We start from the raw sequence: 26,783 nt of genomic DNA on the forward strand, positions 1-26,783 counted from the left end.
TAGTTACTCGAACCAATGGGCTCGGGCGGCCATGATCAACTTGCCGGCACGATCATCGTCAATGCCGTCGATGTCGAGCAGATCGTCAATAGACTGCTCGGCCAGGTCTTCGCGGGTAATTACGCCGCGCACCGCCAGTTCCATCGCCAAATCCTTGTCCATACCCTCAAGCGAGAGCAGGTCTTCGGCCGGATGGGCGTCTGCCAGCTTTTCCTCAGTAGCGATGGCTTTAGTCAACAAACGATCCTTGGCCCGAGCGCGAAGCTCGTTGACGGTGTCTTCGTCAAAGCCGTCGATGTTGAGCATTTCTTCCAACGGTACGTAGGCAATCTCTTCCAGGCTGGTGAAGCCTTCATCTACCAGCACCTGTGCCAGGTCTTCGTCGACTTCCAGCTCGTCGATGAAGTTGCGCAGGATGTCACCGGTTTCAGCTTGCTGCTTAGCCTGGATGTCCGATTCGGTCATCACGTTCAGGGTCCAGCCGGTCAGTTGGCTGGCCAGACGCACGTTCTGACCACCACGACCAATGGCCTGAGCCAGATTGTCTGCGCCAACGGCGATGTCCATTGCATGGGCATCCTCGTCAACGATAATTGCCGCCACTTCAGCTGGCGACATGGCGTTGATCACGAACTGCGCCGGGTTATCGTCCCACAGGACGATGTCCACACGCTCACCGCCCAATTCGCCCGACACTGCCTGGACGCGCGAACCGCGCATACCAATGCAAGCGCCCTGCGGGTCGATGCGTTTATCCTTGGAGCGGACCGCGATCTTGGCGCGCGAACCCGGGTCGCGGGACGCAGCCATGACTTCGATCAGGCCTTCGGCGATTTCCGGCACTTCGATACGGAACAGCTCGATCAGCATTTCCGGCGCGGTACGCGACAGGATCAACTGAGGGCCGCGGTTCTCGGTGCGGATTTCCTTGAGCAGCGCACGCAGACGCACGCCGACACGGAAGGTTTCGCGAGAGATGATGTCTTCGCGAGCCAGCAACGCTTCAGCGTTGTTGCCCAGGTCGACGATCACGTTGTCGCGGGTTACTTTTTTCACGGTGCCGGAGATGATTTCACCCAGGCGTTCGCGATAAGCGTCAACGACTTGAGCGCGCTCGGCTTCGCGAACCTTCTGCACAATGACCTGCTTGGCGGTCTGTGCAGCAATACGGCCGAATTCGATCGACTCGATCTTTTCTTCGACGACATCACCGACCTTGGCGCCAGGGTGCGTTTCGGCAACCTTGCTCGGCCAGGTTTCGATGGCCGGATCATCAAGATCGGCTTCTTCGACGACCGTCCAGCGACGGAAAGTCTCATAGGCACCGGTGTGGCGGTTGATTTCCACACGCAGATCAACTTCGTCTTCAAAACGCTTTTTGGTAGCAGTGGCCAGGGCCAGCTCGAGCGCTTCAAAAATCACGTTTGCCGGTACGCCCTTTTCATTGGATACCGACTCAACAACCAGCAGTACTTCTTTGCTCATCGTACGCCTCGCCTTTCGCAAGCCATTGGATCCGCGGGATCCGCGTCTCAGTCAAAACTGGGAATAATGTTGGCCTTGTCGATCATATCGATCGGCAACAGGAACTCATGGTCTTCTACCTGCACCACGACATCCTGTTCTTCTACACCGCGCAGAAGGCCCTGAAAGTTGCGTCGCCCTTCAAAGGGAGAACGCAGCTTGATCTTCACTTGTTCACCGGCAAATTTTGCAAACTGATCAATAGTGAACAGTGGGCGTTCCATGCCAGGCGAGGAAACTTCGAGGGTGTATTCAACGGAGATCGGATCTTCTACATCCAGGACACCGCTGATCTGACGGCTGACAATGGCACAATCGTCCACCAGCACGCCGCCCTCTTTATCGATATAAACGCGCAACATTGAGTGGCGACCTTGAGCCGAAAACTCAATACCCCAGCATTCATAGCCTAGGGCCACGACCACCGGGGCCAGCAAGGCCTGCAACTCTTCTAGCTTGCTCGACACCTGAACCCCCTCGTGCATGTATGTGCATGCTGTGCAAAATAAAAAAATGGGCGAAACGCCCATCCTTGAAACGCCGTCGAACAGCGGCGTTGAAAGTGTCCAGCTAACAAAAAGCCCCTTAAAAGGGGCTCCGCTAAAACTGGTTGCGGGGGCCGGATTTGAACCGACGACCTTCGGGTTATGAGCCCGACGAGCTACCAGACTGCTCCACCCCGCGACAAAGCTGGGGCGGAAGTATACGACCGATCCCTTACAGGGTCAATGTAACCTTCCACCTACAAGAAAGCCCGCAACAGCGGGCTCTCCTGATAATTGGTACCGAGAAGGGGACTCGAACCCCTACACCCTATGGGCACAACCACCTCAAGGTTGCGTGTCTACCAATTCCACCACCTCGGCAATACAGCGTTTACAACCCTTCTTACTTCTGCTCTTGAGCTGGAGGCACGTCAGTCGCTGGAGTAGCCGACTTTTGCTCTTGAAGCACCGGGACATCATCAGAAGCCGGTTTTGCTTTTGGTACTTCCAACACTCCTGGGTTTGGGAGACCTACTTGAGTCAGCACATGAGCTTTCTCTTTAGCAAAGTAACCTAACCCTAAGCTGGTTATGAAGAAACCGGCGGCAAGTATAGCAGTAAACTTACTAAGAAAGGTAGAGGAACCTTGGCTTCCGAACACAGTATTTGAAGCACCTGCACCGAAAGACGCACCAGCATCCGCACCTTTACCCTGTTGCAACAAAACCAGGGCAACTACGCCCAGGGCAGCCAACAGATGAAAAACGACTACGACTGTTTCCAGCATTTTTTCAGTTTCCCGCGGCGCGACAGATCGCACCGAACTCATCTGCATTCAGGGAAGCTCCACCAATGAGCCCCCCATCGATATCCGGCATGCCGAACAGTTCGACCGCATTGGCCGCCTTCACGCTGCCGCCGTATAGAAGCCGCACACCTTGTGCGACTTCAGAATTCTCTGCCGCCAACTGAGCGCGGATGGCTGCGTGCACATCCTGCGCCTGTTGCGGTGTAGCAGTCAGCCCGGTACCAATGGCCCAGACCGGCTCGTAAGCAATTACTGCCTTTGCAAATGCACCGACACCCAGCTCCTCGATGATGCTGCCCAGCTGACGCGAGACAACTTCAAGAGTCTTGCCTGATTCACGCTGTTCAAGGGTCTCCCCTATGCACAACACCGGAATCAAGCCACAAGCCTGTGCCGCTGCGAACTTGCGGTTGAGTGTCCCATCACGCTCGCCCATCATCTGACGGCGCTCGGAGTGCCCGACAAGCACATAGGAACAACCCGCATCAACCAGCTGACTCGGTGAAATCTCACCGGTCAACGCACCTTGCATGGGCTCCACCGCAGAATTCTGCGCGCCGACCTGAATCGACTTGCCTTTCAAGCCATCAACCACTTGGTTGATATGCAAGCAAGGCGGGAAAACCGCAACATCAACACCGCTAGGCAAGGCCAAGTGACGAAGGCCATTGATCAGCTCAGCGACACTGGCGCGGGTACCGTGCATCTTCCAGTTACCAGCTACCATAGTGCGACGCATGCTGTACCTCGTCGGTCAAAGTGGGCGCAGATGTTACCCAACCACATCATCACTGGCAAGCCGAATTCAGGCGCAAATTTCAGTTACCAGTTTTGCCAGGTCTTCGGCATGGCCGCGAACCTGTACTTCGTCTTCACCTTCGACCATGACACGCACCAGTGGCTCTGTGCCGGACTTGCGCAACAACACCCGCCCGCGCCCCGCCATTGCCAGGGTTACACGCTCGCAGGCATCTTTGACAGCAGGGTGCTCGATAGGGTTTTCGCCGCCCGCAAAACGCACATTGAGCAAAACTTGCGGGCACTTGCGCAGCGCTTGACGCGCCTGAGCCAGACTCTCTTCACGGCGACGCAAAGACAGCAACACTTGCAGCGCGGCAATAATGGCATCGCCTGTGGTGGTGTGCTGGAAGCAGACAACATGCCCGGAGTTCTCACCGCCCACCTGCCAGTTACGCTCCAGCAACTCGGCGATCACATAACGGTCGCCGACATTGGCACGCACAAACGGGATCCCCAGCTCAGCCAGGGCCAGCTCAAGCCCAAGGTTGCTCATCAGCGTACCGACGACACCGCCTTGCAGCTTGTTACGCTCGTGCAGGTCGCGAGCAATAATGAATAACAGGTCATCACCGTCAACCACCGTACCGGTGTGATCCACCATCAGCACACGGTCACCGTCGCCGTCAAAGGCGATACCCAGGTCGGCATGCTCAGCCAGGACCGCAGCCTGCAGTTGCTCCATATGGGTGGAGCCGCAATTTTCGTTGATGTTCAAACCATTCGGCTGAGCCGACAGCACCGTTACGTCCGCGCCCAGCTCTTTGAAGACACTCGGCGCGACCTTGTAGGTTGCACCGTGGGCACAATCGACAACGATCTTCAGCCCGGCGAAATTGGTGCTGGTAGGCACGCTGCTCTTGCAGAATTCGATATACCGGCCAGACGCGTCGTTGATGCGTGACACCTTGCCCAGCTTGCTGGACTCGACCACCGTCATCGGTGCATCCAGCAGCTCTTCGATCATCAGCTCGATCTCGTCCGGCAATTTGGTGCCCTGGCCCGAGAAAAACTTGATGCCGTTATCATCATGAGGGTTATGCGAGGCGCTGATCACGATACCGGCTTCAGCGTGAAAGGTACGCGTCAGGTAGGCGATAGCAGGCGTCGGCATTGGCCCCAACAGCATCACATCAGCACCGGCGGCGGACAAACCCGCCTCAAGTGCGGACTCAAACATATACCCCGAAATTCGGGTGTCCTTGCCTACCAAAATGCGGCACGCGCCCATGCTGCGGAACGCCATACCTGCCGCCCAACCCAGCTTGAGCATGAAATCAGGAGTAATCGGAAACTCGCCGACCCGACCACGAATACCGTCGGTGCCAAAATATTTTTTAGTCATAAGTGCTCCATCATTCTTATTCGGCTGATTCTACAGCGGCAATCATGCGCACCACATCAACCGTCTCGGCGACGTCATGCACACGCAAAATACGCGCACCCTTGGTCACGGCAAGCGCCGCCAACGCCAGACCACCGTAAAGCCGCTCGCCGACGGGACGGTTCAGGGCCAGACCTATCATGCTCTTGCGCGAAACGCCGACCAACAGGGGCCGACCAAGGGCGTGCAAGGATTCCATATGCTTGAACAGACTCAAATTGTGCTGCAGGGTCTTGGCGAAGCCAAACCCGGGATCAAGGATGATCTTTTCGGCCGCAATGCCCACCGTTGCGCATTGAGCGATCCTTTCAGCCAGAAAGCCACTCACCTCGCCAACAAGGTCATCGTAGTGTGGGCTGTCCTGCATATTCCCGGGCTCTCCGAGCATATGCATCAGGCACACAGGAAGACCGGTTGCCGCCGCTGCATCCAGGGCACCATCGCGTCGAAGAGCTCGCACATCATTGATTAACCCCGCCCCCAGGCGCGCCGTCTCACGCATCACTGCCGGGGTCGACGTATCAACCGAGATGATCACATCCAACTCGCGAGCAATAAGCTCGACAATTGGCGCCACTCGCTCAAGCTCCTCCAGGGGAGAAACCACACGAGCACCGGGACGAGTCGACTCGCCACCCACATCAATCAACGTGGCGCCAGCCAGAACCATCGCTTCGGCATGACGCAGTGCGGCATCCAGCTGGTTGAAACGGCCACCATCGGAGAAGGAATCGGGGGTTACGTTAAGAATGCCCATGACATGCGTATGGGCCAAATCAAGAACCCGGTTGCCGCAAGGCAACCGGGTGGAGGACAACACAGAAGTCATTTCAAACCTTAGTGGTCAGCTGCCGGGCCGCCGATCGGGGTTTCAGGGCGTTCGCTCTGTACTACCGGCGGAGTTCCCGAAGTACCCGAACCACCTTCCCAATCGCGAGGCTCACGCGGTGTACGACCCGCCATGATGTCGTCGATCTGGTCGGCATCAATGGTTTCGTACTTCATCAGCGCATCAGCCATGGCGTCCAGTTTGTCGCGGTTGTCGGTCAGGATTTGCTTGGCCGTGCCGTAGCACTGGTCAATGATGCTGCGCACTTCGGAGTCGATCAGCTTGGCTGTCTCACCGGAGAAGCTCGCGCTTTGACCGCCACCGCCACGACCCAGGAACACTTCACCTTCTTCCTCGGCATACATCAAAGGACCGAGTTTTTCCGACAAGCCCCACTTGGTCACCATGTTCCGCGCAATCTGGCTGGCACGCATGATGTCGTTGGAAGCACCGGTGGTGACACCGTCAAAGCCCAGGGTCATTTCTTCGGCAATTCGACCACCGTACAGCGAGCAGATCTGGCTGATCAGCGCACGCTTGGAGAGGCTGTAGCGATCCTCCTCCGGCAGGAACATGGTGACACCCAGCGCCCGACCACGAGGAATGATCGACACTTTGTAGACCGGGTCGTGCTCAGGCACTACGCGACCGACAATGGCGTGACCGGCTTCGTGATAAGCGGTGTTCTGCTTCTCTTTCTCGGACATGACCATGGATTTGCGCTCAGCGCCCATCATGATCTTGTCTTTCGCCAGTTCAAACTCTTTCATTTCTACGATGCGCTTGCCGGTACGGGCTGCGAACAACGAAGCCTCGTTCACCAGGTTGGCAAGGTCCGCACCGGAGAAGCCCGGCGTACCACGGGCAATCACGGCCGGAGCCACGTCGTCACCCATCGGCACTTTGCGCATGTGTACTTTCAAAATCTGCTCACGACCACGGATGTCCGGCAGGCCAACCACAACCTGGCGGTCGAAACGGCCTGGACGCAGCAGCGCAGGGTCCAAAACGTCGGGACGGTTAGTTGCAGCGATGACGATGATGCCGTCATTCATTTCAAAGCCGTCCATCTCCACCAGCAACTGGTTGAGTGTCTGCTCACGCTCATCGTGACCACCGCCCATGCCAGCACCACGATGGCGACCAACGGCGTCGATTTCGTCGATGAAGATGATGCAAGGCGCGTGTTTCTTGGCCTGCTCAAACATATCGCGAACACGGCTGGCACCGACACCGACGAACATCTCGACGAAGTCAGAACCGGAGATAGTGAAGAAAGGTACTTTGGCTTCGCCGGCAATCGCCTTGGCCAGCAAGGTTTTACCCGTACCCGGAGGGCCGACCATCAGCACACCACGAGGAATACGGCCGCCCAAGCGCTGGAATTTGCCCGGATCGCGCAGGAACTCAACCAGCTCGCCAACTTCTTCCTTGGCTTCGTCGCAACCCGCGACGTCAGCCAGGGTGGTCTTCACCTGATCTTCGGAGAGCAGGCGTGCCTTGCTCTTGCCGAAACTCATCGGCCCGCCCTTGCCTCCCGCACCACCTTGCATCTGGCGCATGAAGAACATGAACACGGCGATAATCACCAGGATCGGGAAGCTCGCCACCAGGAGTTGAGTCCAGATGCTCTGCTGCTCAGGCTGCTTGCCCTCAACGACCACGTGGTTATCTACCAGGTCGCCGATCAGACCGTTGTCCTGGATTGCCGGACGGATGGTCTTGAAGCTATCGCCATCGTTACGCTTGCCGGTAATCACGTAGCCATCAACCGCTACGCGCTCGACCTTGCCATCCTTAACTTGCTGGATGAAGTCGGAATAGTTGAGGGTCTGCGGCTCGTTAGGGCTGGAGAAGTTGTTCATCACCGTCACCAGGACTGCCGCGATGATCAACCACAGGATCAGATTCTTTGCCATATCGTTCAATTAACTACCCTCTGAAGCAAGCTCCGCTAGTGGCGCGTGCTTCGCATGATATTCACCGGCCTAACTTACTACATTACCTACAACTCTGGCAGGCGCCGTCTGTAACCCTTTGTGAAACTTTGACTACACAATATTCGTAAAGCTTCGTGTCGAAAGCGATATAAAAAAACCTATCGCCCCCCTCAAATTCCTCAAAAACGCTCTTCGCTCGCTGCCCCTTCAACACCGCGGAAGCCACGGCACAGCAGGTATTGCTCGCGAGACCTGTCCCGGGAAGAGTCAGGCTTGCGTGTTTGCACCTTGTCGAACAACTTGCGGATGTTCTTGTGGTACTCGTCAAAACCTTCGCCCTGGAAGACTTTCACCAGAAAATCCCCCCCAGGACGCAACACCCGACCTGCCAAATCCAGCGCCAGTTCACACAGGAACATTGCGCGCGGCATATCGACAGCCGGTAATCCACTCATATTGGGGGCCATGTCGGAAATCACAAGGTCTACCTGCGAATTTCCCACAGCTTCAAGAATCTGTGCGAGCACGGCGTCCTGGGTAAAGTCGCCATGAACAAAGGTCACATCGGGGATGCTGTCCATTTCCAGGATGTCGGAAGCGATCAAGCGACCCTGCCCACCAATCAGACGACTGGTCACTTGGGACCAGCCACCGGGGGCCGCGCCAAGGTCAATAACGCTCATGCCCGGCCGGATCAATTTGTCCTTGTCCTGGATCTCCAGCAGCTTGTAGCTGGCCCGCGAACGGTAGCCGTCCTTCTGCGCCTTTTTGACGTAAGGATCGTTGAAATGCTCTTGCAGCCACTTAAGGCTAGTTTTGGAACGGGCCACGGGCCACCTCGAAAAATAAAACGGGTCGTGATTAACTGGGCGGTCCCGGACTCGCTCGGGTAAACTGGCCGCCGCTTTTTACAAGATCAGACGCAGGGGTCAGATTATGCCGCTCACTCAAGAGCAGAAGAAACAGTACAAATCCATTGGCCACCATCTGAAACCAGTTCTGATTGTGGCAGACAACGGTTTGACTGAAGGTGTGTTAGCCGAACTTGAACGCGCATTGGGCGATCACGAACTGATCAAGATCAAGGTCAACATCCTTGACCGCGAAGCGCGTTTGGCCGCCATTGCAGAACTGTGCAAGGTCGGCAAAGCGGACCTGGTTCAGGTCATCGGCAAGATGGCGCTGCTGTATCGCAAGAATTTCAGCGTCAACAAGCAACTGTCGAACGTACACCGCTTCAAGTAACAAAAAGGGTCACGGGCGTGCTTCGCGCGCCCCGCCACTCCATCCCGGCGCCGGCTGTATCACCAGCACCAGGCCGGAGAACCCTAGCACAAGATAGCTGAAAAGCTGCCAGCGCAACGCTTCCGGCAGCCACACATGCACCACGCAAAACATTGCACATGCATACAGCGCCATCAACAGCAGTTGGCCGCGAATATCCCGCCACAAACTCCCCAAGCCTTCGGCCTTGATCAGCACCAGCACCTGGAGCGTCACGCACGCCGCCGCAAAACCCACCAGCAGCGCACTCAGCAATCCGTCGATCTCATCGATCAGCAACGGCGCCAGGCCAATCAGGCCCAGCGTCGGCAATATACCAATGTGCAACAACCACACGCCGCCAACCCAAAGCATCTGGGCTAGCTGCCAAAGCATGGCGCCCGCACGAAGCGGGCGCCGTCTTTCAGATGTGACGAACTTCAACAATCTCGTACTCGATTACGCCACCAGGCGTTTTCACAGCCACCACGTCACCCTCTTCCTTGGCAATCAAGGCACGGGCGAGTGGCGAACCGACGGAGATTTTGCCGAGTTTGAAGTCGGCTTCGTCTTCACCCACGATGTGGTAAACAACGCGCTCATCGGTCTCGACGTTGGCGATTTCTACGGTAGTACCGAAAATAACCTTGCCGGTATGCGGGATGGTCGTGACGTCGATGATCACCGCATTCTGCATACGGCCTTCGATGTCACGGATACGCGCCTCAACCATACCCTGCTGCTCGCGAGCAGCGTGGTATTCAGCGTTTTCCTTCAAGTCGCCCAGCTCGCGGGCCGTCCCGATGTCCTGGCTCAGCTTCGGACGGACGACCTTGGTCAGATGGGCGTGTTCCTCTTCCAGGGCCTTGGCGCCCTGGACGGTCATTGGGTATTTGGTCATGCCTTCAATCCTGCGTGTAGATCCTGCAAGCGACGCACGGTCTTTTCCGGACCGAACTTGAGCGCTTCGCAGATGGCTTCGCCAGCAGCAATGGTAGTGGTGCAGTAGATCTTGTGCTGCAAGGCATTACGACGAATGGAGTAGGAGTCCGCGATCGACTGGCGACCTTCGGTGGTGTTGATGATCAAAGTGACTTCGTCATTCTTGATCATGTCGACCACGTGCGGACGGCCTTCCGTCACCTTGTTCACGCGACGCACTTTCAGGCCGGCAGCTTCGATCAGCTTGGCGGTCCCGGCGGTGGCCACGACTTCAAAGCCCAAGTTGATCAGATCACGGGCCACGCCTGCAACCAGTGGCTTGTCATCATCACGCACGCTGATAAACGCAGTACCACCGGTCGGCAACACTTCGCTGGCACCCATCTGAGCCTTGGCGAACGCCTCACCGAAGGTATCGCCCACGCCCATCACTTCACCGGTGGACTTCATCTCTGGGCCCAGGATCGGGTCCACACCAGGGAACTTGGCGAAGGGGAACACCGCCTCTTTCACGCTGTAGAAGTTCGGAATGATTTCCTTGGTGAAGCCGATTTCCTTCAAGGTCTTACCGGCCATCACGCGGGCAGCGATCATCGCCAGGGACACACCGATGCACTTGGATACAAATGGCACGGTACGCGAAGCTCGCGGGTTGACTTCAATGACGTAGATGTCTTCGCCTTGCAGCGCCAACTGAACGTTCATCAGGCCGACAACGCCCAGCTCCAGGGCCATTTTCTTGACCTGTTCGCGCATCTCGTCCTGGATGTGCGCCGGCAACGAGTACGGCGGCAGCGAGCACGCGGAGTCACCGGAGTGCACGCCGGCCTGCTCGATGTGCTGCATGATTGCGCCGATCACCACGTCGGTGCCGTCGCAGACAGCATCCACGTCCATTTCGATGGCGCAGTTGAGGAAGTGGTCCAGCAGCACCGGGCTGTCATTGGACACTTTCACCGCATCGCGCAGGTAACGCTTGAGCTCTTCTTCTTCGTAGACGATTTCCATCGCACGGCCGCCCAAAACGTAGGACGGACGCACCACCAGCGGGTAACCGATCTTGCTGGCTGCGCGGATGGCTTCGTCTTCGCTGCGCACGGTAGCGTTTGGCGGCTGACGCAGGTTCAGGCGCTCAACCATTTGCTGGAAACGCTCACGGTCTTCGGCGCGGTCGATGGCGTCAGGGCTGGTGCCGATGATCGGTACGCCGGCAGCTTCCAGAGCGCGAGCCAGTTTCAGCGGGGTTTGGCCGCCGTACTGGACGATCACGCCTTTTGGCTTCTCGACGCGACAGATCTCCAGCACGTCTTCCAGGGTTACCGGCTCGAAGTACAGGCGGTCGGAAGTGTCGTAGTCAGTGGAAACGGTTTCGGGGTTGCAGTTGACCATGATGGTCTCGTACCCGTCTTCGCGCAGGGCGAGAGCGGCGTGTACGCAGCAGTAGTCGAACTCGATGCCCTGGCCGATACGGTTTGGACCGCCACCCAGGATAATGATCTTGTCGCGGCCCGACGGCGCGGCTTCGCACTCTTCCTCGTAAGTGGAGTACAGGTAGGCGGTGTCGGTGGCGAACTCGGCCGCACAGGTGTCAACGCGCTTATAGACCGGGAAGATTTCCAGCTTGTGGCGATGCGTGCGCAGGTTTTTCTCGGTCACACCCAGCAGCTTGGCCAGACGCTGGTCGGAGAAACCTTTGCGCTTGAGGCGGAACATCAGGTCGCGGTCGATAGAGGACAGACCGAGGGTCTTGACCTTCTCTTCTTCCTTGATCAGATCTTCGATCTGTACCAGGAACCACGGGTCGATCATGTTCATGCCGAAGATGTCTTCGACGCTCAGGCCGGCACGGAAGGCGTCAGCCACGTACCAGATACGCTCAGCGCCCGGTACAGTCAGCTCGCGCTTGAGCACGCTCATGCTTTCCGGGTTGCTCAGGTCGAGCTTCTCGTCCAGGCCGCAAACACCCACTTCCAGGCCACGCAGGGCTTTCTGCAAGGACTCCTGGAAGGTCCGGCCGATGGCCATGACTTCACCCACGGATTTCATCTGGGTGGTCAGGCGCGCGTCAGCCTTGGCAAATTTCTCGAAGGCGAAACGTGGCAGCTTGGTCACGACGTAGTCGATCGACGGTTCGAAGGACGCTGGCGTAGCGCCGCCAGTGATTTCGTTTTGCAACTCATCCAGGGTGTAACCGATCGCCAGCTTGGCCGCGATGCGCGCAATCGGGAAGCCGGTAGCTTTCGATGCCAGCGCCGAAGAGCGCGATACACGCGGGTTCATCTCGATCACGACCATGCGGCCGGTGTCCGGGCAGATACCGAACTGAACGTTGGAACCGCCGGTTTCAACGCCGATCTCACGCAGTACCGCCAACGAGGCGTTACGCATGATCTGGTATTCCTTGTCCGTCAGGGTCTGCGCTGGAGCAACGGTGATCGAGTCACCGGTGTGCACGCCCATCGGGTCGAAGTTTTCGATCGAGCAGACGATGATGCAGTTGTCCTTTTTGTCGCGGACAACCTCCATCTCGTACTCTTTCCAGCCGATCAGGGATTCGTCGATCAGCAGTTCCTTGGTCGGCGAAAGGTCCAGACCGCGAGCGCAGATTTCTTCGAACTCTTCACGGTTGTAAGCGATACCGCCACCGGTGCCGCCCATGGTGAAGGACGGACGAATGATGCACGGGAAGCCCAGCTTCTCGAGGACCGCATTGGCCTCTTCCATGCTGTGGGCGATACCGGAACGCGGGCAGTCAAGGCCGATCGACTTCATGGCCTTGTCGAAACGCGAACGGTCTTCAGCCTTGTCGATGGTATCGGCGTTGGCACCGATCATCTCTACGCCGAACTTTTCCAGAACGCCTTCGCGCTCCAGGTCCAGGGCGCAGTTCAGTGCAGTCTGGCCACCCATGGTCGGCAGCAGTGCGTCCGGACGCTCCTTCTCGATGATCTTGGCAACGGTCTGCCACTTGATCGGTTCGATGTAGGTGGCGTCGGCCATGTCCGGGTCGGTCATGATGGTGGCCGGGTTGGAGTTCACCAGGATGACGCGGTAACCCTCCTCGCGCAGGGCTTTACAGGCCTGGGCGCCGGAGTAGTCGAATTCGCAGGCCTGGCCGATCACGATCGGGCCAGCGCCGAGAATCAGGATGCTTTTTATGTCTGTACGTTTTGGCATGGGTTTGTCACTCAAATCCGCAGGTCAGTCGGCAAGCCGTCTTGAACAATCTTTGAAGAGCCTGCGGGGGCCACCGACATTCGGGGCCGCCCGCACGCCACTCAGTCAGCGTCGCTTGGCCATCTCATTGATGAAACGGTCGAACAGCGGCGCTACGTCGTTCGGGCCCGGGCTTGCTTCAGGGTGGCCCTGGAAGCTGAACGCGCTCTTGTCGGTGCGTTCGATACCTTGCAGGGAACCGTCGAACAGCGACTTGTGAATCGCGCGCACGTTAGCCGGCAAGGTCGCTTCATCCACCGCAAAGCCGTGGTTCTGGCTGGTGATCATCACCACACCTGTGTCCAGGTCTTGCACTGGGTGGTTGGCACCGTGATGGCCATGACCCATTTTCAGGGTCTTGGCGCCGGAGGCCAGGGCCAGCAGTTGGTGACCGAGGCAAATACCGAACACCGGGATCTCGGTTTCCAGCACTTCCTTGATGGCCTGGATGGCGTAGTCGCACGGCTCCGGGTCACCCGGGCCGTTGGACAGGAACACGCCGTCCGGTTGCAGGGCCAGTACGTCGCTGGCCGGCGTTTGCGCCGGTACGACGGTCACGCGGCAGCCGCGCTCAACCAGCATGCGCAGGATGTTGTACTTAACGCCGTAGTCATAAGCGACCACGTGATAAGGCAACTCGCTGGCTTCGATGGTCGCATGGCTGTCGGTCTTCAAGTCCCAGACAGTGGAGCGCCACTCGTACTTCTCTTTGACGCTGACAACTTTCGCCAGGTCCATGCCCTTCAGGCCAGGGAAGCCTTGCGCTGCAGCAATCGCTGCTTCTTCGGAAATATTGTCACCGACCATGATGCAGCCGTTCTGCGAGCCTTTTTCACGCAGGATGCGCGTGAGGCGGCGCGTATCGATACCGGCGATCGCCACAACGTTGTTGGCTTTCAGGTAATCGGACAGCGACATCGTGTTACGCCAGTTGCTCGCAACCAGTGGCAGGTCACGAATCACCAGACCGGCCGACCAGACACGATCAGACTCGACGTCTTCCGGTGTAGTACCGGTGTTGCCGATGTGCGGATAGGTCAGGGTAACGATCTGTTGGGCGTAGGAAGGATCGGTAAGGATTTCCTGATAGCCGGTCATGGCAGTGTTAAACACTACCTCTCCAACGGTTTGACCGTCGGCTCCAATGGCTTCGCCGCGAAAAATGCTGCCATCAGCAAGGGCGAGTATGGCTGGCTTAGTCAAGAAGACCTCCCGTAAATAAAGCCTGAAAGGGCGATCGCAGGTTGTAAAAAAGCGGAGTGACGTATGGACACGTCACCCCGCTTCTTCACTGAATTATTCTGCGCGCTTTTAGTGGACACACTAAAGCTGTAGCTTACAGAAAAAGGCTTTTTTGGTCCACCGCTAATGAGCCTTAAAGGCAGGGGAATGCGACAGGACGTCGCTTAGCGGGTAAAAACGGGGCCTCAGGATAATCCTGAGGCCCCGTTTTAGCTACTGATTAGTGCAGATCCAGCACATCACGCATGTCATACAGCCCTGCCTCGCGACCTTCCAACCAGAGCGCGGCACGTACCGCCCCCTTGGCAAAGGTCATGCGACTTGACGCTTTATGCGTGATCTCCAGACGCTCACCTTCCGTGGCGAACAGCACGGTGTGATCGCCGACCACATCACCGCCGCGCACAGTGGCGAAGCCGATGGTGTCACGCGCACGCTCACCGGTATGCCCTTCACGGCCGTAAACAGCGACTTTCGACAGGTCACGCCCCAGCGCGTCGGCAATCGCCTCACCCATACGCAACGCAGTACCCGACGGCGCATCAATCTTGTGACGGTGATGGGTTTCGATAATCTCGATATCCGCCTCATCGCCCAGCACACGTGCCGCCAGGTCCAGCAACTTGAGCGACAGGTTCACGCCGACACTGAAGTTGGCCGCGAAGACGATCGGAATATCCTTGCCCGCCTCGACCAGCAACTGCTTCTGCTCAACGCTCAAGCCCGTGATACCGATCACCATGGCTTTGCCCGCCTTGCGGCAGAACGCCAGGTTTTTCAGCATCACTTCCGGCAGGGTGAAGTCGATCAGCACGTCGAACTCATCAGCCACCTGCTCGAGGTTACCCGACAACGAAACACCGATACGCCCCAGCGAGGCCAACTCACCGGCATCCGCACCGATCAACGTGCTGCCTGGGCGAACGATCGCCGCCGTCAACCCGGAGGCCGGCGAGCGCTGCTGCACCGCCTCGACCAGCGTCTTGCCCATGCGCCCGGCAGCGCCCATTACGGCTATACGTCGCATACTCACTTCCTTACAGGTCGCCGAAGAAGCGCTTCACACCATCGAAAAAACCGGTGGTTTTCGGCGAATGGGAGTCATCGCCTTCCAACGAGCTACGGAATTCCTCCAGCAGTTCGCGCTGACGACGGCCCAGGTTGACGGGTGTTTCCACCGCTACGCGGCACATCAGGTCGCCAGCACCGCCTCCGCGCACAGGCGCAACGCCTTTGCCTCGGATACGGAACTGCTTGCCGGTTTGCGTACCTTCGGGAATCTTGAGCTTGACCCGACCGTCCAGCGTCGGAATTTCCAACTCGCCACCCAAGGCCGCGTCGACAAAGCTGATCGGCACTTCGCAGAACAGGTGCTTGCCGTCGCGCTGGAAGATCGAGTGCTCGCGCACATTGATCACCACGTACAGATCGCCCGTAAGGCCACCCTGAGTCCCCGCCTCACCTTCGCCCGACAGGCGAATGCGGTCACCGGTATCCACGCCCGCCGGCACTTTGACCGAGAGGGTTTTGTACTCTTCGACGCGGCCTTCGCCGTGGCAGGAATCGCACGGATCGGAAATGATCTTGCCCTGGCCATGGCAACGCGGGCAGGTCTGCTGCACCGAGAAGAAGCCCTGCTGCATACGCACTTGGCCAATACCGCCGCACGTCGGGCAGGTAATCGGCGAGGAGCCTTTCTTGGCACCCGAGCCATCGCACGGCTTGCAATTGACCAGCGTCGGCACCCGAATATTGACGGTGGTGCCGCGTACGGCTTCCTCCAGATTCAATTCCAGGGTGTAACGCAAGTCGCTGCCACGCTGGGCGCCGCCACGCTGACCGCCACGGCCACCGCCGAAGAAGTCGCTGAATACGTCGCCGAAAATATCGGAGAAATTCTGACCGCCAAAACCGGCACCGCCGCCGCCCATGCTTGGGTCAACGCCGGCATGTCCGTACTGGTCGTAGGCCGCGCGCTTGTTGGGATCAGACAGGCACTCGTAGGCCTCATTGGCCTCTTTGAACAGCTCTTCGGATTCTTTGCTATCCGGATTACGGTCCGGGTGGTGCTTCATCGCCAGGCGACGGTAAGCCTTTTTCAGGTCCGCCTCGCTGGAGCCGCGCTCCACACCCAACACTTCGTAATAGTCACGCTTTGCCATAAGTCTTTGCACTCTTAAGGACGTTCGGCGAGACCCTCCTGAGCCTTGCCAAACTCGTTGAGCCCCAATACAGGCCCGGACCCAACTCACGTCAATTCAACGATCCTGGTCATTACTGCTTTTAGCCAGGGACCCGGCCAAAAACGCGGTGACTGTCGCCAGGAAGCAGGAGCATTCCCGATCACACCGCCAACATCCGAACCTTGTCGCATGTTGTAAAAATTCGCATACCCCAGACACGCCAACGCGGGAGCAAGCTCCCGCGCGGCGACATCCTACCAGTCACCGCTTGATAGCGGTCAACCGGGCGACCAACTTACTTCTGGTCTTTGACTTCTTCGAACTCGGCATCGACAACGTCGTCGTGCTTGGCTTCAGGCTCTGCGTGTGCAGCACCCTCTGCCGGCTGGCCTTGCTCGGCGTACATTTTCTGAGCAACCGGCGCGGAGACTTTCGACAGCTCCTCAACCTTGGCTTCGATGGCAGCCTTGTCGTCGCCTTTGATGGCGGCTTCCAGGGCAACCACAGCAGCTTCGATCGCGGTTTTCTCTTCAGCAGTCACTTTTTCGCCCGCGTCGGCGATCATTTTGCGCGTCGAGTGAACCAGGGCATCGCCTTGGTTACGGGCGGCGGCCAGCTCAGCAAACTTGGCATCCGCATCAGCGTTGGCTTCAGCATCACGAATCATCTGTTGAATTTCTTCATCAGACAGACCGGAGTTGGCCTTGATGGTGATCTTCTGCTCTTTGCCGGTGGCCTTGTCTTTAGCACCTACGTGCAGGATGCCGTTGGCGTCGATGTCGAAGGTCACTTCAATTTGTGGCACGCCACGTGGTGCTGGTGGAATCTCAGCCAGGTCGAACTTGCCCAGGGACTTGTTCTGAGCGGCTTGCTTACGCTCACCTTGCAGCACGTGAATGGTCACAGCGCCCTGGTTGTCGTCGGCAGTCGAGAACACTTGCGATTTCTTGGTAGGAATCGTGGTGTTTTTCTCGATCAGCGCGGTCATCACGCCACCCATGGTTTCGATACCCAGGGTCAGCGGGCTGACGTCCAGCAGCAACACGTCTTTCACGTCGCCGGCCAGTACCGCGCCTTGGATAGCAGCACCCATGGCAACAGCTTCGTCCGGGTTCACGTCTTTACGTGCTTCTTTGCCGAAGAACTCGGTAACCAGCTTCTGAACCAGTGGCATACGGGTTTGACCGCCGACCAGGATCACGTCGTTGATCGAACCCACGTCGATACCGGAGTCTTTCAGCGCGATGCGGCAAGGCTCGATGGTACGTTGAACCAGGTCTTCAACCAGTGCTTCCAGCTTGGAGCGCGAGATCTTCACGTTCAAGTGCTTAGGACCGGTAGCGTCTGCAGTGATGTACGGCAGGTTCACGTCGGTCGACTGAGCGGAAGACAGCTCGATCTTGGCTTTCTCAGCGGCTTCTTTCAGGCGCTGCATGGCCAGCGGGTCACCTTTGAGGTTCATGCCGCTTTCTTTCTTGAATTCGTCAACGAGGTAGTCGATCAGACGAATGTCAAAGTCTTCACCACCCAGGAAGGTGTCACCGTTGGTGGCCAACACTTCAAACTGGTGCTCGCCGTCAACTTCAGCGATCTCGATCACGGAGACGTCGAAAGTACCGCCACCCAGGTCGTAAACGATCACGGTGTGGTCGCCCTTGGCCTTGTCCATACCGTAAGCCAGAGCGGCTGCGGTTGGTTCGTTGATGATACGTTTTACGTCCAGACCCGCGATGCGGCCGGCGTCTTTGGTCGCCTGGCGCTGGCTGTCGTTGAAGTAGGCCGGAACGGTGATCACCGCCTCAGTCACGGCTTCACCGAGGTAGTCTTCGGCGGTTTTCTTCATCTTTTTCAAGATTTCAGCCGAGATTTGCGGCGGCGACATTTTCTGGCCGTTTACTTCAACCCAGGCGTCACCGTTGTCAGCCTTGGCGATTTTGTAAGGGACCATCTTGATGTCTTTCTGTACGACTTCTTCGTCGAACTTACGACCGATCAGACGCTTCACCGCGTACAGGGTGTTATGCGGGTTGGTCACAGCCTGACGCTTGGCCGACTGACCGACGAGGATTTCACCGTCGTTGGCGTAAGCAATGATCGACGGCGTGGTACGCGCGCCTTCGGCGTTTTCGATAACTTTAGCAACACCGTTTTCCAGCACGGAGACGCAGGAGTTGGTAGTCCCCAGGTCGATACCGATAATTTTGCCCATGATTTACTCTCCCGAAACTTTAATTTGGTTGCCGCAGCAGTGGTGGCTAACTGCGGTAGCACTTAAACGCTTGACTTATAAATGGGGGCCTTGCGGCGGATTTCAAGCCTGCTCATCAATAGAAGGTGCAACAGGTGCAGGAGCCTTGCTCACCACCACCATTGCCGGGCGCAGCAAGCGACCGTTGAGCTGGTAACCCTTCTGGAATACTTTCAATACGCTGTTCGGCTCAAGGTCATGGCTTTCCTGCATGGCCATGGCTTGGTGATGCTCTGCATTGAACGGCTCGCCGCCTTGCGGATCGATGGCTTCCAACTGATAACGCTTCAGGGTGTCCTGGAACATTTTCAGGGTCAGCTCGATCCCTTCGCGCATTGGGCGGATGTTTTCATCGTTCGGGCTGGACAATTCAAGGCCACGCTCCAGGCTGTCGATAACCGGCAGCAGGTCATTGGCGAATTTTTCCAACGCGAATTTGTGAGCCTTCTCGACATCCTGCTCGGCGCGGCGGCGGACGTTCTGCAGATCAGCGGCGACACGCAACGACTGATCCTGCGCAGCAGCCAATTGCTCTTCGAGCACTTGCACACGAGTCGCCAGTTCATCACCGACAGCCGAATTGGCGTCTGGAGTTTGCGTATCCTGCGTCTGTTCGTCAGCCATAGATTTCTCCTTTCAAAATCATGCGCGAACTCAACTCGCGCTTCTGTTCCGGTATATGGGGCCACAATTTCCAGGTTCAAGAGCGCAAGCGTTACCAAAAGTCTTTCACCTGTCATGGATCAATTCCTGCGCGCTCATTCCCCATCGCGCTAAAAAAGCGACTCAATCAAGCAAATCGAGCTAAGCCTCAGGATTGTCAGCCCCGAACAAAACACTGTATAAATAACCAGACCTAACGCCTGGGAGCGCCGTCATGCTCGTGCACCTGTCTGTACATAACTACGCCATCGTTGAACATCTGGACCTCGAACTGGATCGCGGAATGAGCGTAATCACAGGCGAAACCGGTGCCGGCAAGTCGATCATGCTCGACGCCCTGGGCCTGACGCTCGGTGACCGAGCCGACAGTGGCGTAGTGCGCCCCGGTGCGGACAAGGCCGATATCCTGGCCACCTTTGACCTGGCGGACATCCCCGAAGCCGAAACCTGGCTGGCCGAGCGCGACCTAAATAATGAAGGCCCGTGCATCCTGCGCCGTGTTATCACTGCGGAGGGGCGCTCGCGCGGCTACATCAACGGCACGCCCTGCCCCCTGGGCGACTTGAAAGCCCTGGGCGAGTTGCTCATCGATATCCACAGTCAGCATGAACACCAGTCCCTGCTGAAAACCGACACCCATCGCCGCCTGCTCGATGAATACGCCGGCGCCACCGACCTGGCCCGACAGGTCCAGCTTGCCGCCCAGCGCTGGCGCCAGACCCGCCAGGAGCTGGAGCGTCTCTCCAACTCCGGCGACGAGCAGCGCGCCCGCCATCAATTACTGAGCTATCAGCTTGAAGAGCTGGAAAGCCTCGGCCTGGGCGAAACCGAGCTGGAGCAGTTGGAGCAGGAACACAAGAACCTCACCAATGCCGAGACCTTGCTGGGCATTTGCCGCCAAGTGGTAGAGCAATGCAGCGAAAGTGATTCAGGCAATGTGCTTAACGCGCTGACGGCAAGCCTCAATCGCCTGTCCAGCGTGAACAACGCCTCCGGCTCGCTGAATGAAGCCACCACGCTGCTGACCAGCGCACAGATCCAGGTCGAAGAAGCCGTAGGAGAGTTGAACCGCTTCCTCGATCACTTCGATGCTGACCCGGCTCGTTTGCAGGAGATAGAAGAACGCCTGGATACCATCTACACCCTGGCGCGCAAGCATCGCATCCAGCCCACCGAAGTGGCGACAATGCAGCAAAAACTGCTGGATGAAATCGAAACCCTGAACGCCAATGACGAATCCATTGAGCGCCTGGGCGACGAACTCGCTTCTTTCGCCAGGCATTATCACGAGAAAGCCCGCGAACTGAGCGAGCTGCGCCAACAAGCCGCCACAAGCCTGGCCAATGCCGTAGAGCAGGAGATTCAGCGCCTGGGCATGCCCGGCGGGCGCTTCACTATCGAGTTGCATGCCAACACCAGCAACGAACTGCAACCTCACGGCCTGGAGCAGGTAGAGCTGCTGGTCAGCGCCAACCCTGGCCAGCCACTCAAGGCACTGGCGAAAGTGGCGTCTGGTGGCGAGCTGTCGCGAATCAGCCTGGCGATCCAGGTGATTACCGCACAGACCTCTCGCGTCCCTACATTAGTGTTCGATGAAGTGGACGTGGGTATCGGCGGGCCGACTGCGGAGATTGTTGGCCAATTGCTGCGCCGTTTGGGGGAACGCGGCCAGGTCTTGACCGTGACTCACTTGCCACAAGTGGCCGCCCAGGGGCATCAACATTTATTTGTACATAAAGTACGCGGCAGCGATGCGACGCACACCGCTGTGTCGAAGCTGAATAAGTCGGAACGCGTGGAAGAAGTGGCACGAATGCTCGGCGGCATCGACCTGACCAAAGAATCTTTGGCACACGCGAAGAAAATGGTCGTGGCAGCCAAGGCGTAACCCGACAATTTCTTCTATTTAGAAAGCACGAAGGCGACCCTAGGGTCGCCTTCAATCGTTTTGCAGAGCAAATCTGCGTCGATTTTTACTTTTTCTTACGGATGTAAAGAACCAGATTATGGTCCACCAAATCGAAACCATGTTGCTCAGCGATCTGATGCTGGAGCTTCTCGATTTCCGGACTGGTGAACTCGATAACCTCATTGGTATCCAGGTCAACCATGTGATCGTGATGACCACCGTCAGCCAATTCGAACACCGCATGACCGCCGTCGAAATTATGACGAACCACCAGCCCTGCGGCTTCAAACTGGGTCAGCACACGGTAAACCGTGGCCAGGCCAACGTCCTCGTTAGACTCCATCAGCGCCTTGTAAACATCCTCGGCACTCATGTGGCGCTGCTCAGCAGAATCGAGCATTTGTAGAATCTTGACTCGTGGCAGAGTCACTTTAAGACCGGCTTTGCGTAGTTCGCTATTTTCAACCATGGTTAGCTTTCTCGCGGATGCTGCTTCGCAGCTTCTCTTAATACGGGTATGATCGGCGTTTACGTTGTCCCAGCCAAGATAGTGGAAGTCGCCCACCGATGCAAAACACCAAGCTCTTGCTAACCAGTTTCACCCTTGTGGGACTGCTCGCACTCGCCGGTTGTTCATTCCCCGGGGTTTACAAAATCGACATCCAGCAGGGCAATGTCGTCACGCAGGACATGATAGACCAGTTACGTCCGGGAATGACCCGACGGCAAGTACGGTTTATCATGGGCAATCCCCTGCTGACCGACACTTTTCATGCCGATCGCTGGGATTATCTCTACAGCATCCAGCCTGGTGGCGGTGAACGCCAGCAGGAGCGCGTCAGCGTCATCTTCAATGGCAATGACCAGCTTGTCAGCCTGTCCGGTGACTTCATGCCCGGCGTAAGCCGTGATGAAGCCTTGCTGGGCAAGGACAACGGCACCAACGTGACTGCGCCTGCGCAGGAAGCGGAGAAGCCGAAGTCCGAGGTTCCGGCCAAGCCTGGCTCCTTGCTGGATCAGATCCAGAAGGACGTCGACGGCGTGCAAACCGTTCCAGTCCCGACGCCACAGCCTCTGGACACCGCCCCGCAGTAATTTTGCGGCGCACAACAAAAAGCCCGGCATGCCGGGCTTTTTGTTGCCTGCCGATTGGCAGACTCAGGAATTGCGTTGCTTGGCCATCGCCGCCTTGACCGCGCGTAGCCTGCGCACTTCTTTAGGGTCTGCCAGCAAGGGCCGATAAATCTCAATACGATCACCCGGCTGCACGGCGCGCGCATCCGCATCGGCAACTACTTTACCGAATATCCCCAAGGGGCAATCAGCCAGCGTCAGTTGCGGAAACTGCGCTGCAATTCCCGACGCCTGCACCGCCGCCCTCAGGCTCGTGCCCGACGGCACCGTCACCGCCAACAGGACCTGGCGATCCTCAGCGGCATACACCACTTCAATCTCAACCATGCAGTTGCTTGGCCCGCTGACAAAATGCATCCACCAACGTATTGGCAGCCTGATTGAACAAAGGCCCCAACGTCGCCCGCACGATGGGCCCCGCGTAATCAAAGGACAAATCGAGGCTTATCTTGCAGGCCTTGTCAGTCAGCGCCTTGAATACCCACACACCGTGCAGTTGGGTGAACGGCCCTTCCTGCAGGTTCATTTCAATGGATTGCCCAGGCACCAGGATATTGCGCGTAACAAAATGCTGACTCATACCCGCCTTGGCGACGCCGACACTGGCAACCATATGCTCGTCGCTGCTCTCCAGCACCTCGGCGGCAGAGCACCACGGCAGGAATTCCGGGTAACGCGCCACGTCGTTGACCAGGTCATAGAGCGCCTGTGCCGGATAAGGCAGTAAGGCCGAACGTTGAATGTGCGTCGTCATGTGCGCGTTACTTCCACTGCTGAGGCAAACATCGCGAAAGAACAGCCCAATCCGCGAGAGAAAAAAACCGAAGAACTGCCGGTATTGTCCGGGATTCGTCCAACACGCTCAAGCACGCAGGTTGACCGTAGCCGACACGCTCGCAACTCCCTATAATGCCGCCCCTATGGCTAAACAAAAGAAACACCCCACAGGGACCATCGCGCAAAATAAAAAGGCGCGACACGATTACTTCATCGAACATCGGTTCGAGGCTGGTCTGGTCCTGGCCGGCTGGGAAGTAAAAAGTCTGCGCGCCAGCAAGCTGCAACTGGTCGACAGCTACGTATTGCTCAAAGATGGCGAGGCCTGGCTGCTCGGCAGTCATATCACCCCGCTGACCACCGCGAGCACCCACGTGATTGCCGACCCGGTGCGCACGCGCAAGCTATTGCTCAACGCACGCGAACTGGAAAAGCTCGCCGCCGCCGTACAGCAGAAAGGCTATGCCTGCATCTGCCTGTCCTGGTATTGGAGCAAGCACCTGGTCAAGTGTGAGATCGCACTGGGCAAGGGTAAAAAGGAATACGACAAGCGCGATACCGAGCGTGAACGCGACTCCAACCGTGAGCTGCATCGCGCCGTGCGCAACAAGGGCAAGGAAGACTAGCCCTTGTGACGATGTAGCCTGGGGTGAACACCCCGGGCTATATGCCTTTACGCCGCTCCGCCCGAGCCACGCGCTGAACTTCCTGACGCACTTCTTCCAACACTTCCTGCACATACAGCAGGTGACGTGTTGAGACTTCTCGCGCCTGCTCGGCCCGCCCCTCAATAATCGCCAGGTACAAATCCCGATGCTGACCGATCAGCATGTCGCGGGTTTCCGTGCGCTGCTGGTACATGCCGCCGATGTTGGTCACCACATTACGCTTGAGCAGGTCGAACAACCCGCGAATGGTGTGCAGCAACACGGCGTTATGACTGGCCTCGGCAATGGCCAAGTGAAACCGCGCATCCGCCGCGCCCTCTTCCGCCCGGCTCACTTCATCAACGCGCGTGTAGCAATCCTGTAACGCCTCAAACGCTGCGGTCAAACGCTCGCGGTCGACCTCCGTGGCGCGCTGCGCGGCGTAATACGCACATGACGCTTCAAGGGTCTGGCGAAACTCCAGCAGATCACGCTGAGCCTCGGGGTTATTTTCCAGAAGGTGCAGCAGCGGGTCACTGAACGTCGACCCCAAGGAATCCGCCACATAGTTGCCGCCGCCCTGGCGGCTGACCAGCAACCCCTTGGCCGCCAGCTTCTGGATCGCCTCACGCAACGATGGGCGCGACACGCCAAACTGCTCGGCCAGAGCGCGCTCGGCCGGCAAGCGCTCGCCCGACTTCAGCGTGCCCTCAAGGATCATGCCCTCAAGCTGCTCGACGATATCGTCAGACAAACGGCGCTGACGCACCTGATCAAACCCCATAACTCACTCTCCACAATCCCGACCACTCGCCGGGCCCTCTATTCTGGCCTATCCCCGCGCTTGCAGCACCTATCAGAACGCCTTCGATTGATCAGACCAGATCCCCTCGCCGCCTCACCAGCGCCTCATATTTCGCGAGCGGCAAATTGACACACCCCACCCAAGGCTTTTACTCTAGCCGACAGCGACTGTAAATTGGTATTACCAATTATCCAAGCTGACCAAACAACAACAATCAGGGGCCACCCCATATGCAAACCTGGCAACAGCTCTACAGCCCTCTCGGCAGCCTCGGCCTGTCCGCACTGGCCGCCGTTATTCCGATCGTGTTCTTCTTCCTCGCGCTGGCGGTTTTTCGGCTCAAAGGCCACGTCGCCGGCAGCATCACCTTGGCGCTGTCGATCCTGGTAGCGATCTTTGCCTTCCAGATGCCCGTGGACATGGCGCTGGCTGCTGCCGGTTATGGATTTGCCTACGGCCTGTGGCCTATCGCGTGGATCATCGTTGCGGCCGTATTCCTTTACAAACTGACGGTCAAGAGCGGTCAGTTCGAGATCATCCGCAGCTCGGTTTTGTCGATCACTGACGACCAACGTTTGCAGGTCTTGCTGATCGGCTTCTGCTTCGGTGCCTTCCTGGAAGGTGCCGCCGGTTTCGGTGCACCCGTGGCCATCACCGCTGCACTGCTGGTCGGCCTGGGTTTCAACCCACTGTACGCCGCCGGCCTGTGCCTGATCGCCAACACCGCGCCAGTGGCCTTCGGCGCACTGGGCATTCCGATCATTGTCGCCGGGCAAGTCACCGGCATCGACGCGTTTAAAATCGGCGCCATGACCGGTCGCCAGCTGCCACTGCTGTCGCTGTTCGTGCCGTTCTGGCTGGTGTTCATGATGGACGGCCTGCGCGGCGTTCGCGAAACCTGGCCAGCCGCACTGGTGGCCGGCCTGAGCTTTGCCGTTACTCAATACTTCACTTCCAATTTCATCGGCCCGGAACTGCCGGACATCACCTCAGCCCTGGCCAGCCTGATTGCCCTGACGCTGTTCCTGAAAGTCTGGCAACCCAAGCGCACCGCGGGCGCGCAGATTGCCGGCGCCACGTCCAGCGCCGCGGTTACCGCCAGTGTCGGCGGCTTCGGTCAGCCTCGCCAAACGGTCGCTTCGCCCTACAGCCTGGGGCAAATTTTCAAGGCCTGGTCGCCGTTCCTGATCCTGACCGTATTGGTCACCATCTGGACGCTCAAGCCGTTCAAGGCAATGTTCGCGGCGGGCGGTTCGATGTACAGCTGGGTCTTCAACTTTGCGATCCCGCACCTGGATCAATTGGTGATCAAAGTCGCCCCCATCGTTACCAACCCGACGGCGATCCCAGCCGTGTTCAAGCTGGACCCGATTTCAGCCACCGGCACCGCGATTTTCTTTTCCGCATTGATTTCGATGCTGGTGCTTAAAATCGACGTTAAAACTGGTCTTACCACTTTAAAAGAGACCTTCTACGAGCTGCGCTGGCCGATTCTGTCGATCGGCATGGTGCTGGCGTTCGCCTTCGTCACCAACTACTCCGGCATGTCCTCGACCATGGCACTGGTGTTGGCTGGCACCGGCGCGGCTTTCCCGTTCTTCTCGCCTTTCCTCGGCTGGCTGGGGGTTTTCCTGACGGGCTCCGACACCTCGTCCAACGCCCTGTTCAGCTCGCTGCAAGCCACCACTGCGCACCAGATCGGCGTCAACGACGTGTTGTTGGTCGCCGCCAATACCAGCGGCGGCGTGACCGGCAAGATGATCTCGCCGCAGTCGATCGCCGTGGCCTGTGCGGCTACCGGCCTGGTCGGCAAAGAATCTGATCTGTTCCGCTTTACCCTCAAGCACAGCCTGTTCTTCGCCACCATCGTCGGGCTGATCACGCTGGCGCAGGCCTACTGGTTCACCGGTATGCTGGTGCACTGAGACGTGCACGTAATAGGGTAAGAATCGACGCCGGACAACCATGCCGGCGTCTGCCATTTCT

Annotated in this window: 25 protein-coding genes and 2 tRNA genes; 5 read left to right on the forward strand and 22 right to left on the reverse strand. The window is 57.9% G+C overall.

From position 1 onward, the window contains the following. Window positions 1-3: 3 nt before the first annotated feature. The 10 genes from nusA to rlmE all read right to left on the reverse strand — a co-directional run bounded on the left by nusA (window position 4) and on the right by rlmE (window position 8,598). On the reverse strand, window positions 4-1,485 hold the full coding sequence (gene nusA / locus PspR76_RS26185; protein ID WP_008057419.1) for a transcription termination factor NusA: 1,482 nt from the start codon (window positions 1,483-1,485) through the stop codon (window positions 4-6). Between the two features lie 47 nt (window positions 1,486-1,532). Continuing rightward, a complete protein-coding gene (rimP, locus tag PspR76_RS26190) occupies window positions 1,533-1,991 on the reverse strand; it encodes a ribosome maturation factor RimP (protein ID WP_003235029.1) in 459 nt (152 codons plus the stop codon). 140 nt (window positions 1,992-2,131) lie between these two features. Further along, window positions 2,132-2,208 (reverse strand) — tRNA-Met (locus PspR76_RS26195). A 96-nt stretch (window positions 2,209-2,304) separates the two neighbouring features. Next, a tRNA-Leu gene (locus tag PspR76_RS26200) sits at window positions 2,305-2,390 on the reverse strand. A 22-nt stretch (window positions 2,391-2,412) separates the two neighbouring features. Continuing rightward, window positions 2,413-2,796 carry a preprotein translocase subunit SecG gene (secG, locus tag PspR76_RS26205; RefSeq protein ID WP_159959943.1) on the reverse strand — a complete coding sequence of 128 codons (384 nt, stop codon included), beginning with the start codon at window positions 2,794-2,796 and terminating at the stop codon, window positions 2,413-2,415. 4 nt (window positions 2,797-2,800) lie between these two features. Further along, a complete protein-coding gene (gene tpiA / locus PspR76_RS26210) occupies window positions 2,801-3,556 on the reverse strand; it encodes a triose-phosphate isomerase (protein WP_003194193.1) in 756 nt (251 codons plus the stop codon). A 66-nt stretch (window positions 3,557-3,622) separates the two neighbouring features. Then, on the reverse strand, window positions 3,623-4,960 hold the full coding sequence (glmM, locus tag PspR76_RS26215) for a phosphoglucosamine mutase (protein WP_159959945.1): 1,338 nt from the start codon (window positions 4,958-4,960) through the stop codon (window positions 3,623-3,625). Window positions 4,961-4,976: 16 nt separating this feature from the next. Further along, window positions 4,977-5,828, reverse strand: a complete 852-nt coding sequence (gene folP, locus PspR76_RS26220) for a dihydropteroate synthase (RefSeq protein WP_159959947.1) — start codon at window positions 5,826-5,828, stop codon at window positions 4,977-4,979. An 8-nt stretch (window positions 5,829-5,836) separates the two neighbouring features. Further along, complete coding sequence (gene ftsH, locus PspR76_RS26225) at window positions 5,837-7,747, reverse strand: ATP-dependent zinc metalloprotease FtsH (protein ID WP_159959949.1); 1,911 nt, start codon at window positions 7,745-7,747, stop codon at window positions 5,837-5,839. A 200-nt stretch (window positions 7,748-7,947) separates the two neighbouring features. Further along, a complete protein-coding gene (rlmE, locus tag PspR76_RS26230; protein ID WP_032862906.1) occupies window positions 7,948-8,598 on the reverse strand; it encodes a 23S rRNA (uridine(2552)-2'-O)-methyltransferase RlmE in 651 nt (216 codons plus the stop codon). 106 nt (window positions 8,599-8,704) lie between these two features. Between rlmE and PspR76_RS26235 the strand changes: the two genes are divergently transcribed. Further along, on the forward strand, window positions 8,705-9,013 hold the full coding sequence (locus PspR76_RS26235) for a YhbY family RNA-binding protein (protein ID WP_017139256.1): 309 nt from the start codon (window positions 8,705-8,707) through the stop codon (window positions 9,011-9,013). 9 nt (window positions 9,014-9,022) lie between these two features. Here the strand turns inward: PspR76_RS26235 and PspR76_RS26240 are convergent, their stop codons facing one another. From PspR76_RS26240 to grpE, 8 genes are all read right to left on the reverse strand, one after another. Next, the gene (locus tag PspR76_RS26240; RefSeq protein ID WP_159959951.1) at window positions 9,023-9,427 is read right to left on the reverse strand and encodes an MFS transporter; all 405 of its coding nucleotides are present in this window, start codon (window positions 9,425-9,427) and stop codon (window positions 9,023-9,025) included. 28 nt (window positions 9,428-9,455) lie between these two features. Continuing rightward, window positions 9,456-9,932, reverse strand: coding sequence for a transcription elongation factor GreA (gene greA, locus PspR76_RS26245; RefSeq protein WP_083356716.1), 477 nt, complete (start codon window positions 9,930-9,932; stop codon window positions 9,456-9,458). Next, entirely contained in the window at window positions 9,929-13,150 is a 3,222-nt protein-coding gene (carB, locus tag PspR76_RS26250) for a carbamoyl-phosphate synthase large subunit (RefSeq protein WP_159959953.1), read from the reverse strand. The genes greA and carB overlap by 4 nt, the downstream gene beginning before the upstream one ends. Before the next feature lie 105 nt (window positions 13,151-13,255). Next, a complete protein-coding gene (carA, locus tag PspR76_RS26255; protein WP_122774187.1) occupies window positions 13,256-14,392 on the reverse strand; it encodes a glutamine-hydrolyzing carbamoyl-phosphate synthase small subunit in 1,137 nt (378 codons plus the stop codon). A 259-nt stretch (window positions 14,393-14,651) separates the two neighbouring features. Next, complete coding sequence (gene dapB, locus PspR76_RS26260) at window positions 14,652-15,458, reverse strand: 4-hydroxy-tetrahydrodipicolinate reductase (RefSeq protein ID WP_159959955.1); 807 nt, start codon at window positions 15,456-15,458, stop codon at window positions 14,652-14,654. Window positions 15,459-15,468: 10 nt separating this feature from the next. Further along, the gene (gene dnaJ / locus PspR76_RS26265; protein ID WP_159959957.1) at window positions 15,469-16,593 is read right to left on the reverse strand and encodes a molecular chaperone DnaJ; all 1,125 of its coding nucleotides are present in this window, start codon (window positions 16,591-16,593) and stop codon (window positions 15,469-15,471) included. A gap of 316 nt (window positions 16,594-16,909) precedes the next feature. Then, entirely contained in the window at window positions 16,910-18,823 is a 1,914-nt protein-coding gene (gene dnaK, locus PspR76_RS26270) for a molecular chaperone DnaK (protein ID WP_159959958.1), read from the reverse strand. A 102-nt stretch (window positions 18,824-18,925) separates the two neighbouring features. After that, window positions 18,926-19,486 (reverse strand): nucleotide exchange factor GrpE, encoded by a 561-nt coding sequence (gene grpE / locus PspR76_RS26275; RefSeq protein WP_159959959.1) that lies wholly within the window; start codon window positions 19,484-19,486, stop codon window positions 18,926-18,928. 253 nt (window positions 19,487-19,739) lie between these two features. On the opposite strand from grpE, the gene recN reads away from it, so the two are divergent. After that, window positions 19,740-21,413, forward strand: coding sequence for a DNA repair protein RecN (gene recN, locus PspR76_RS26280; RefSeq protein WP_159959960.1), 1,674 nt, complete (start codon window positions 19,740-19,742; stop codon window positions 21,411-21,413). Between the two features lie 85 nt (window positions 21,414-21,498). On the opposite strand, the gene fur is transcribed toward recN, so the two are convergent. Next, complete coding sequence (gene fur / locus PspR76_RS26285) at window positions 21,499-21,903, reverse strand: ferric iron uptake transcriptional regulator (protein WP_017139266.1); 405 nt, start codon at window positions 21,901-21,903, stop codon at window positions 21,499-21,501. Window positions 21,904-22,001: 98 nt separating this feature from the next. Between fur and PspR76_RS26290 the strand changes: the two genes are divergently transcribed. Then, window positions 22,002-22,529: an outer membrane protein assembly factor BamE gene (locus PspR76_RS26290; RefSeq protein WP_053258086.1), complete on the forward strand. Its 528-nt coding sequence runs from the start codon at window positions 22,002-22,004 to the stop codon at window positions 22,527-22,529. Window positions 22,530-22,592: 63 nt separating this feature from the next. Here PspR76_RS26290 and PspR76_RS26295 read toward each other — a convergent pair whose 3' ends face one another. Both PspR76_RS26295 and PspR76_RS26300 read right to left on the reverse strand, forming a co-directional pair. Then, a complete protein-coding gene (locus PspR76_RS26295; RefSeq protein ID WP_159959961.1) occupies window positions 22,593-22,895 on the reverse strand; it encodes an RnfH family protein in 303 nt (100 codons plus the stop codon). Further along, a complete protein-coding gene (locus PspR76_RS26300) occupies window positions 22,888-23,322 on the reverse strand; it encodes a type II toxin-antitoxin system RatA family toxin (protein ID WP_159959962.1) in 435 nt (144 codons plus the stop codon). The genes PspR76_RS26295 and PspR76_RS26300 overlap by 8 nt, the downstream gene beginning before the upstream one ends. Window positions 23,323-23,488: 166 nt before the next feature. Here PspR76_RS26300 and smpB point away from each other — a divergent pair, with 166 nt between their 5' ends. Then, entirely contained in the window at window positions 23,489-23,971 is a 483-nt protein-coding gene (smpB, locus tag PspR76_RS26305; RefSeq protein ID WP_003235073.1) for an SsrA-binding protein SmpB, read from the forward strand. Window positions 23,972-24,008: 37 nt separating this feature from the next. Here smpB and PspR76_RS26310 read toward each other — a convergent pair whose 3' ends face one another. After that, window positions 24,009-24,776, reverse strand: a complete 768-nt coding sequence (locus PspR76_RS26310; protein WP_159959963.1) for an FCD domain-containing protein — start codon at window positions 24,774-24,776, stop codon at window positions 24,009-24,011. A 251-nt stretch (window positions 24,777-25,027) separates the two neighbouring features. Here PspR76_RS26310 and PspR76_RS26315 point away from each other — a divergent pair, with 251 nt between their 5' ends. After that, window positions 25,028-26,722 (forward strand): lactate permease LctP family transporter, encoded by a 1,695-nt coding sequence (locus tag PspR76_RS26315; RefSeq protein ID WP_159959964.1) that lies wholly within the window; start codon window positions 25,028-25,030, stop codon window positions 26,720-26,722. Window positions 26,723-26,783: the final 61 nt, after the last annotated feature.

The organism is Pseudomonas sp. R76 (assembly GCF_009834565.1).
GTDB lineage: Bacteria > Pseudomonadota > Gammaproteobacteria > Pseudomonadales > Pseudomonadaceae > Aquipseudomonas.

Coding starts and splice junctions, on each gene's coding strand:
- nusA (WP_008057419.1), bottom strand. CDS start 1,485: ATGAGCAAAGAAGTACTGCTGGTTGTTGAGTCGGTATCCAATGAAAAG.
- secG (WP_159959943.1), bottom strand. CDS start 2,796: ATGCTGGAAACAGTCGTAGTCGTTTTTCATCTGTTGGCTGCCCTGGGC.
- tpiA (WP_003194193.1), bottom strand. CDS start 3,556: ATGCGTCGCACTATGGTAGCTGGTAACTGGAAGATGCACGGTACCCGC.
- glmM (WP_159959945.1), bottom strand. CDS start 4,960: ATGACTAAAAAATATTTTGGCACCGACGGTATTCGTGGTCGGGTCGGC.
- folP (WP_159959947.1), bottom strand. CDS start 5,828: ATGACTTCTGTGTTGTCCTCCACCCGGTTGCCTTGCGGCAACCGGGTT.
- ftsH (WP_159959949.1), bottom strand. CDS start 7,747: ATGGCAAAGAATCTGATCCTGTGGTTGATCATCGCGGCAGTCCTGGTG.
- PspR76_RS26235 (WP_017139256.1), top strand. CDS start 8,705: ATGCCGCTCACTCAAGAGCAGAAGAAACAGTACAAATCCATTGGCCAC.
- PspR76_RS26240 (WP_159959951.1), bottom strand. CDS start 9,427: ATGCTTTGGCAGCTAGCCCAGATGCTTTGGGTTGGCGGCGTGTGGTTG.
- greA (WP_083356716.1), bottom strand. CDS start 9,932: ATGACCAAATACCCAATGACCGTCCAGGGCGCCAAGGCCCTGGAAGAG.
- carB (WP_159959953.1), bottom strand. CDS start 13,150: ATGCCAAAACGTACAGACATAAAAAGCATCCTGATTCTCGGCGCTGGC.
- dapB (WP_159959955.1), bottom strand. CDS start 15,458: ATGCGACGTATAGCCGTAATGGGCGCTGCCGGGCGCATGGGCAAGACG.
- dnaJ (WP_159959957.1), bottom strand. CDS start 16,593: ATGGCAAAGCGTGACTATTACGAAGTGTTGGGTGTGGAGCGCGGCTCC.
- dnaK (WP_159959958.1), bottom strand. CDS start 18,823: ATGGGCAAAATTATCGGTATCGACCTGGGGACTACCAACTCCTGCGTC.
- grpE (WP_159959959.1), bottom strand. CDS start 19,486: ATGGCTGACGAACAGACGCAGGATACGCAAACTCCAGACGCCAATTCG.
- recN (WP_159959960.1), top strand. CDS start 19,740: ATGCTCGTGCACCTGTCTGTACATAACTACGCCATCGTTGAACATCTG.
- fur (WP_017139266.1), bottom strand. CDS start 21,903: ATGGTTGAAAATAGCGAACTACGCAAAGCCGGTCTTAAAGTGACTCTG.
- PspR76_RS26290 (WP_053258086.1), top strand. CDS start 22,002: ATGCAAAACACCAAGCTCTTGCTAACCAGTTTCACCCTTGTGGGACTG.
- PspR76_RS26295 (WP_159959961.1), bottom strand. CDS start 22,895: ATGGTTGAGATTGAAGTGGTGTATGCCGCTGAGGATCGCCAGGTCCTG.
- PspR76_RS26300 (WP_159959962.1), bottom strand. CDS start 23,322: ATGACGACGCACATTCAACGTTCGGCCTTACTGCCTTATCCGGCACAG.
- smpB (WP_003235073.1), top strand. CDS start 23,489: ATGGCTAAACAAAAGAAACACCCCACAGGGACCATCGCGCAAAATAAA.
- PspR76_RS26310 (WP_159959963.1), bottom strand. CDS start 24,776: ATGGGGTTTGATCAGGTGCGTCAGCGCCGTTTGTCTGACGATATCGTC.
- PspR76_RS26315 (WP_159959964.1), top strand. CDS start 25,028: ATGCAAACCTGGCAACAGCTCTACAGCCCTCTCGGCAGCCTCGGCCTG.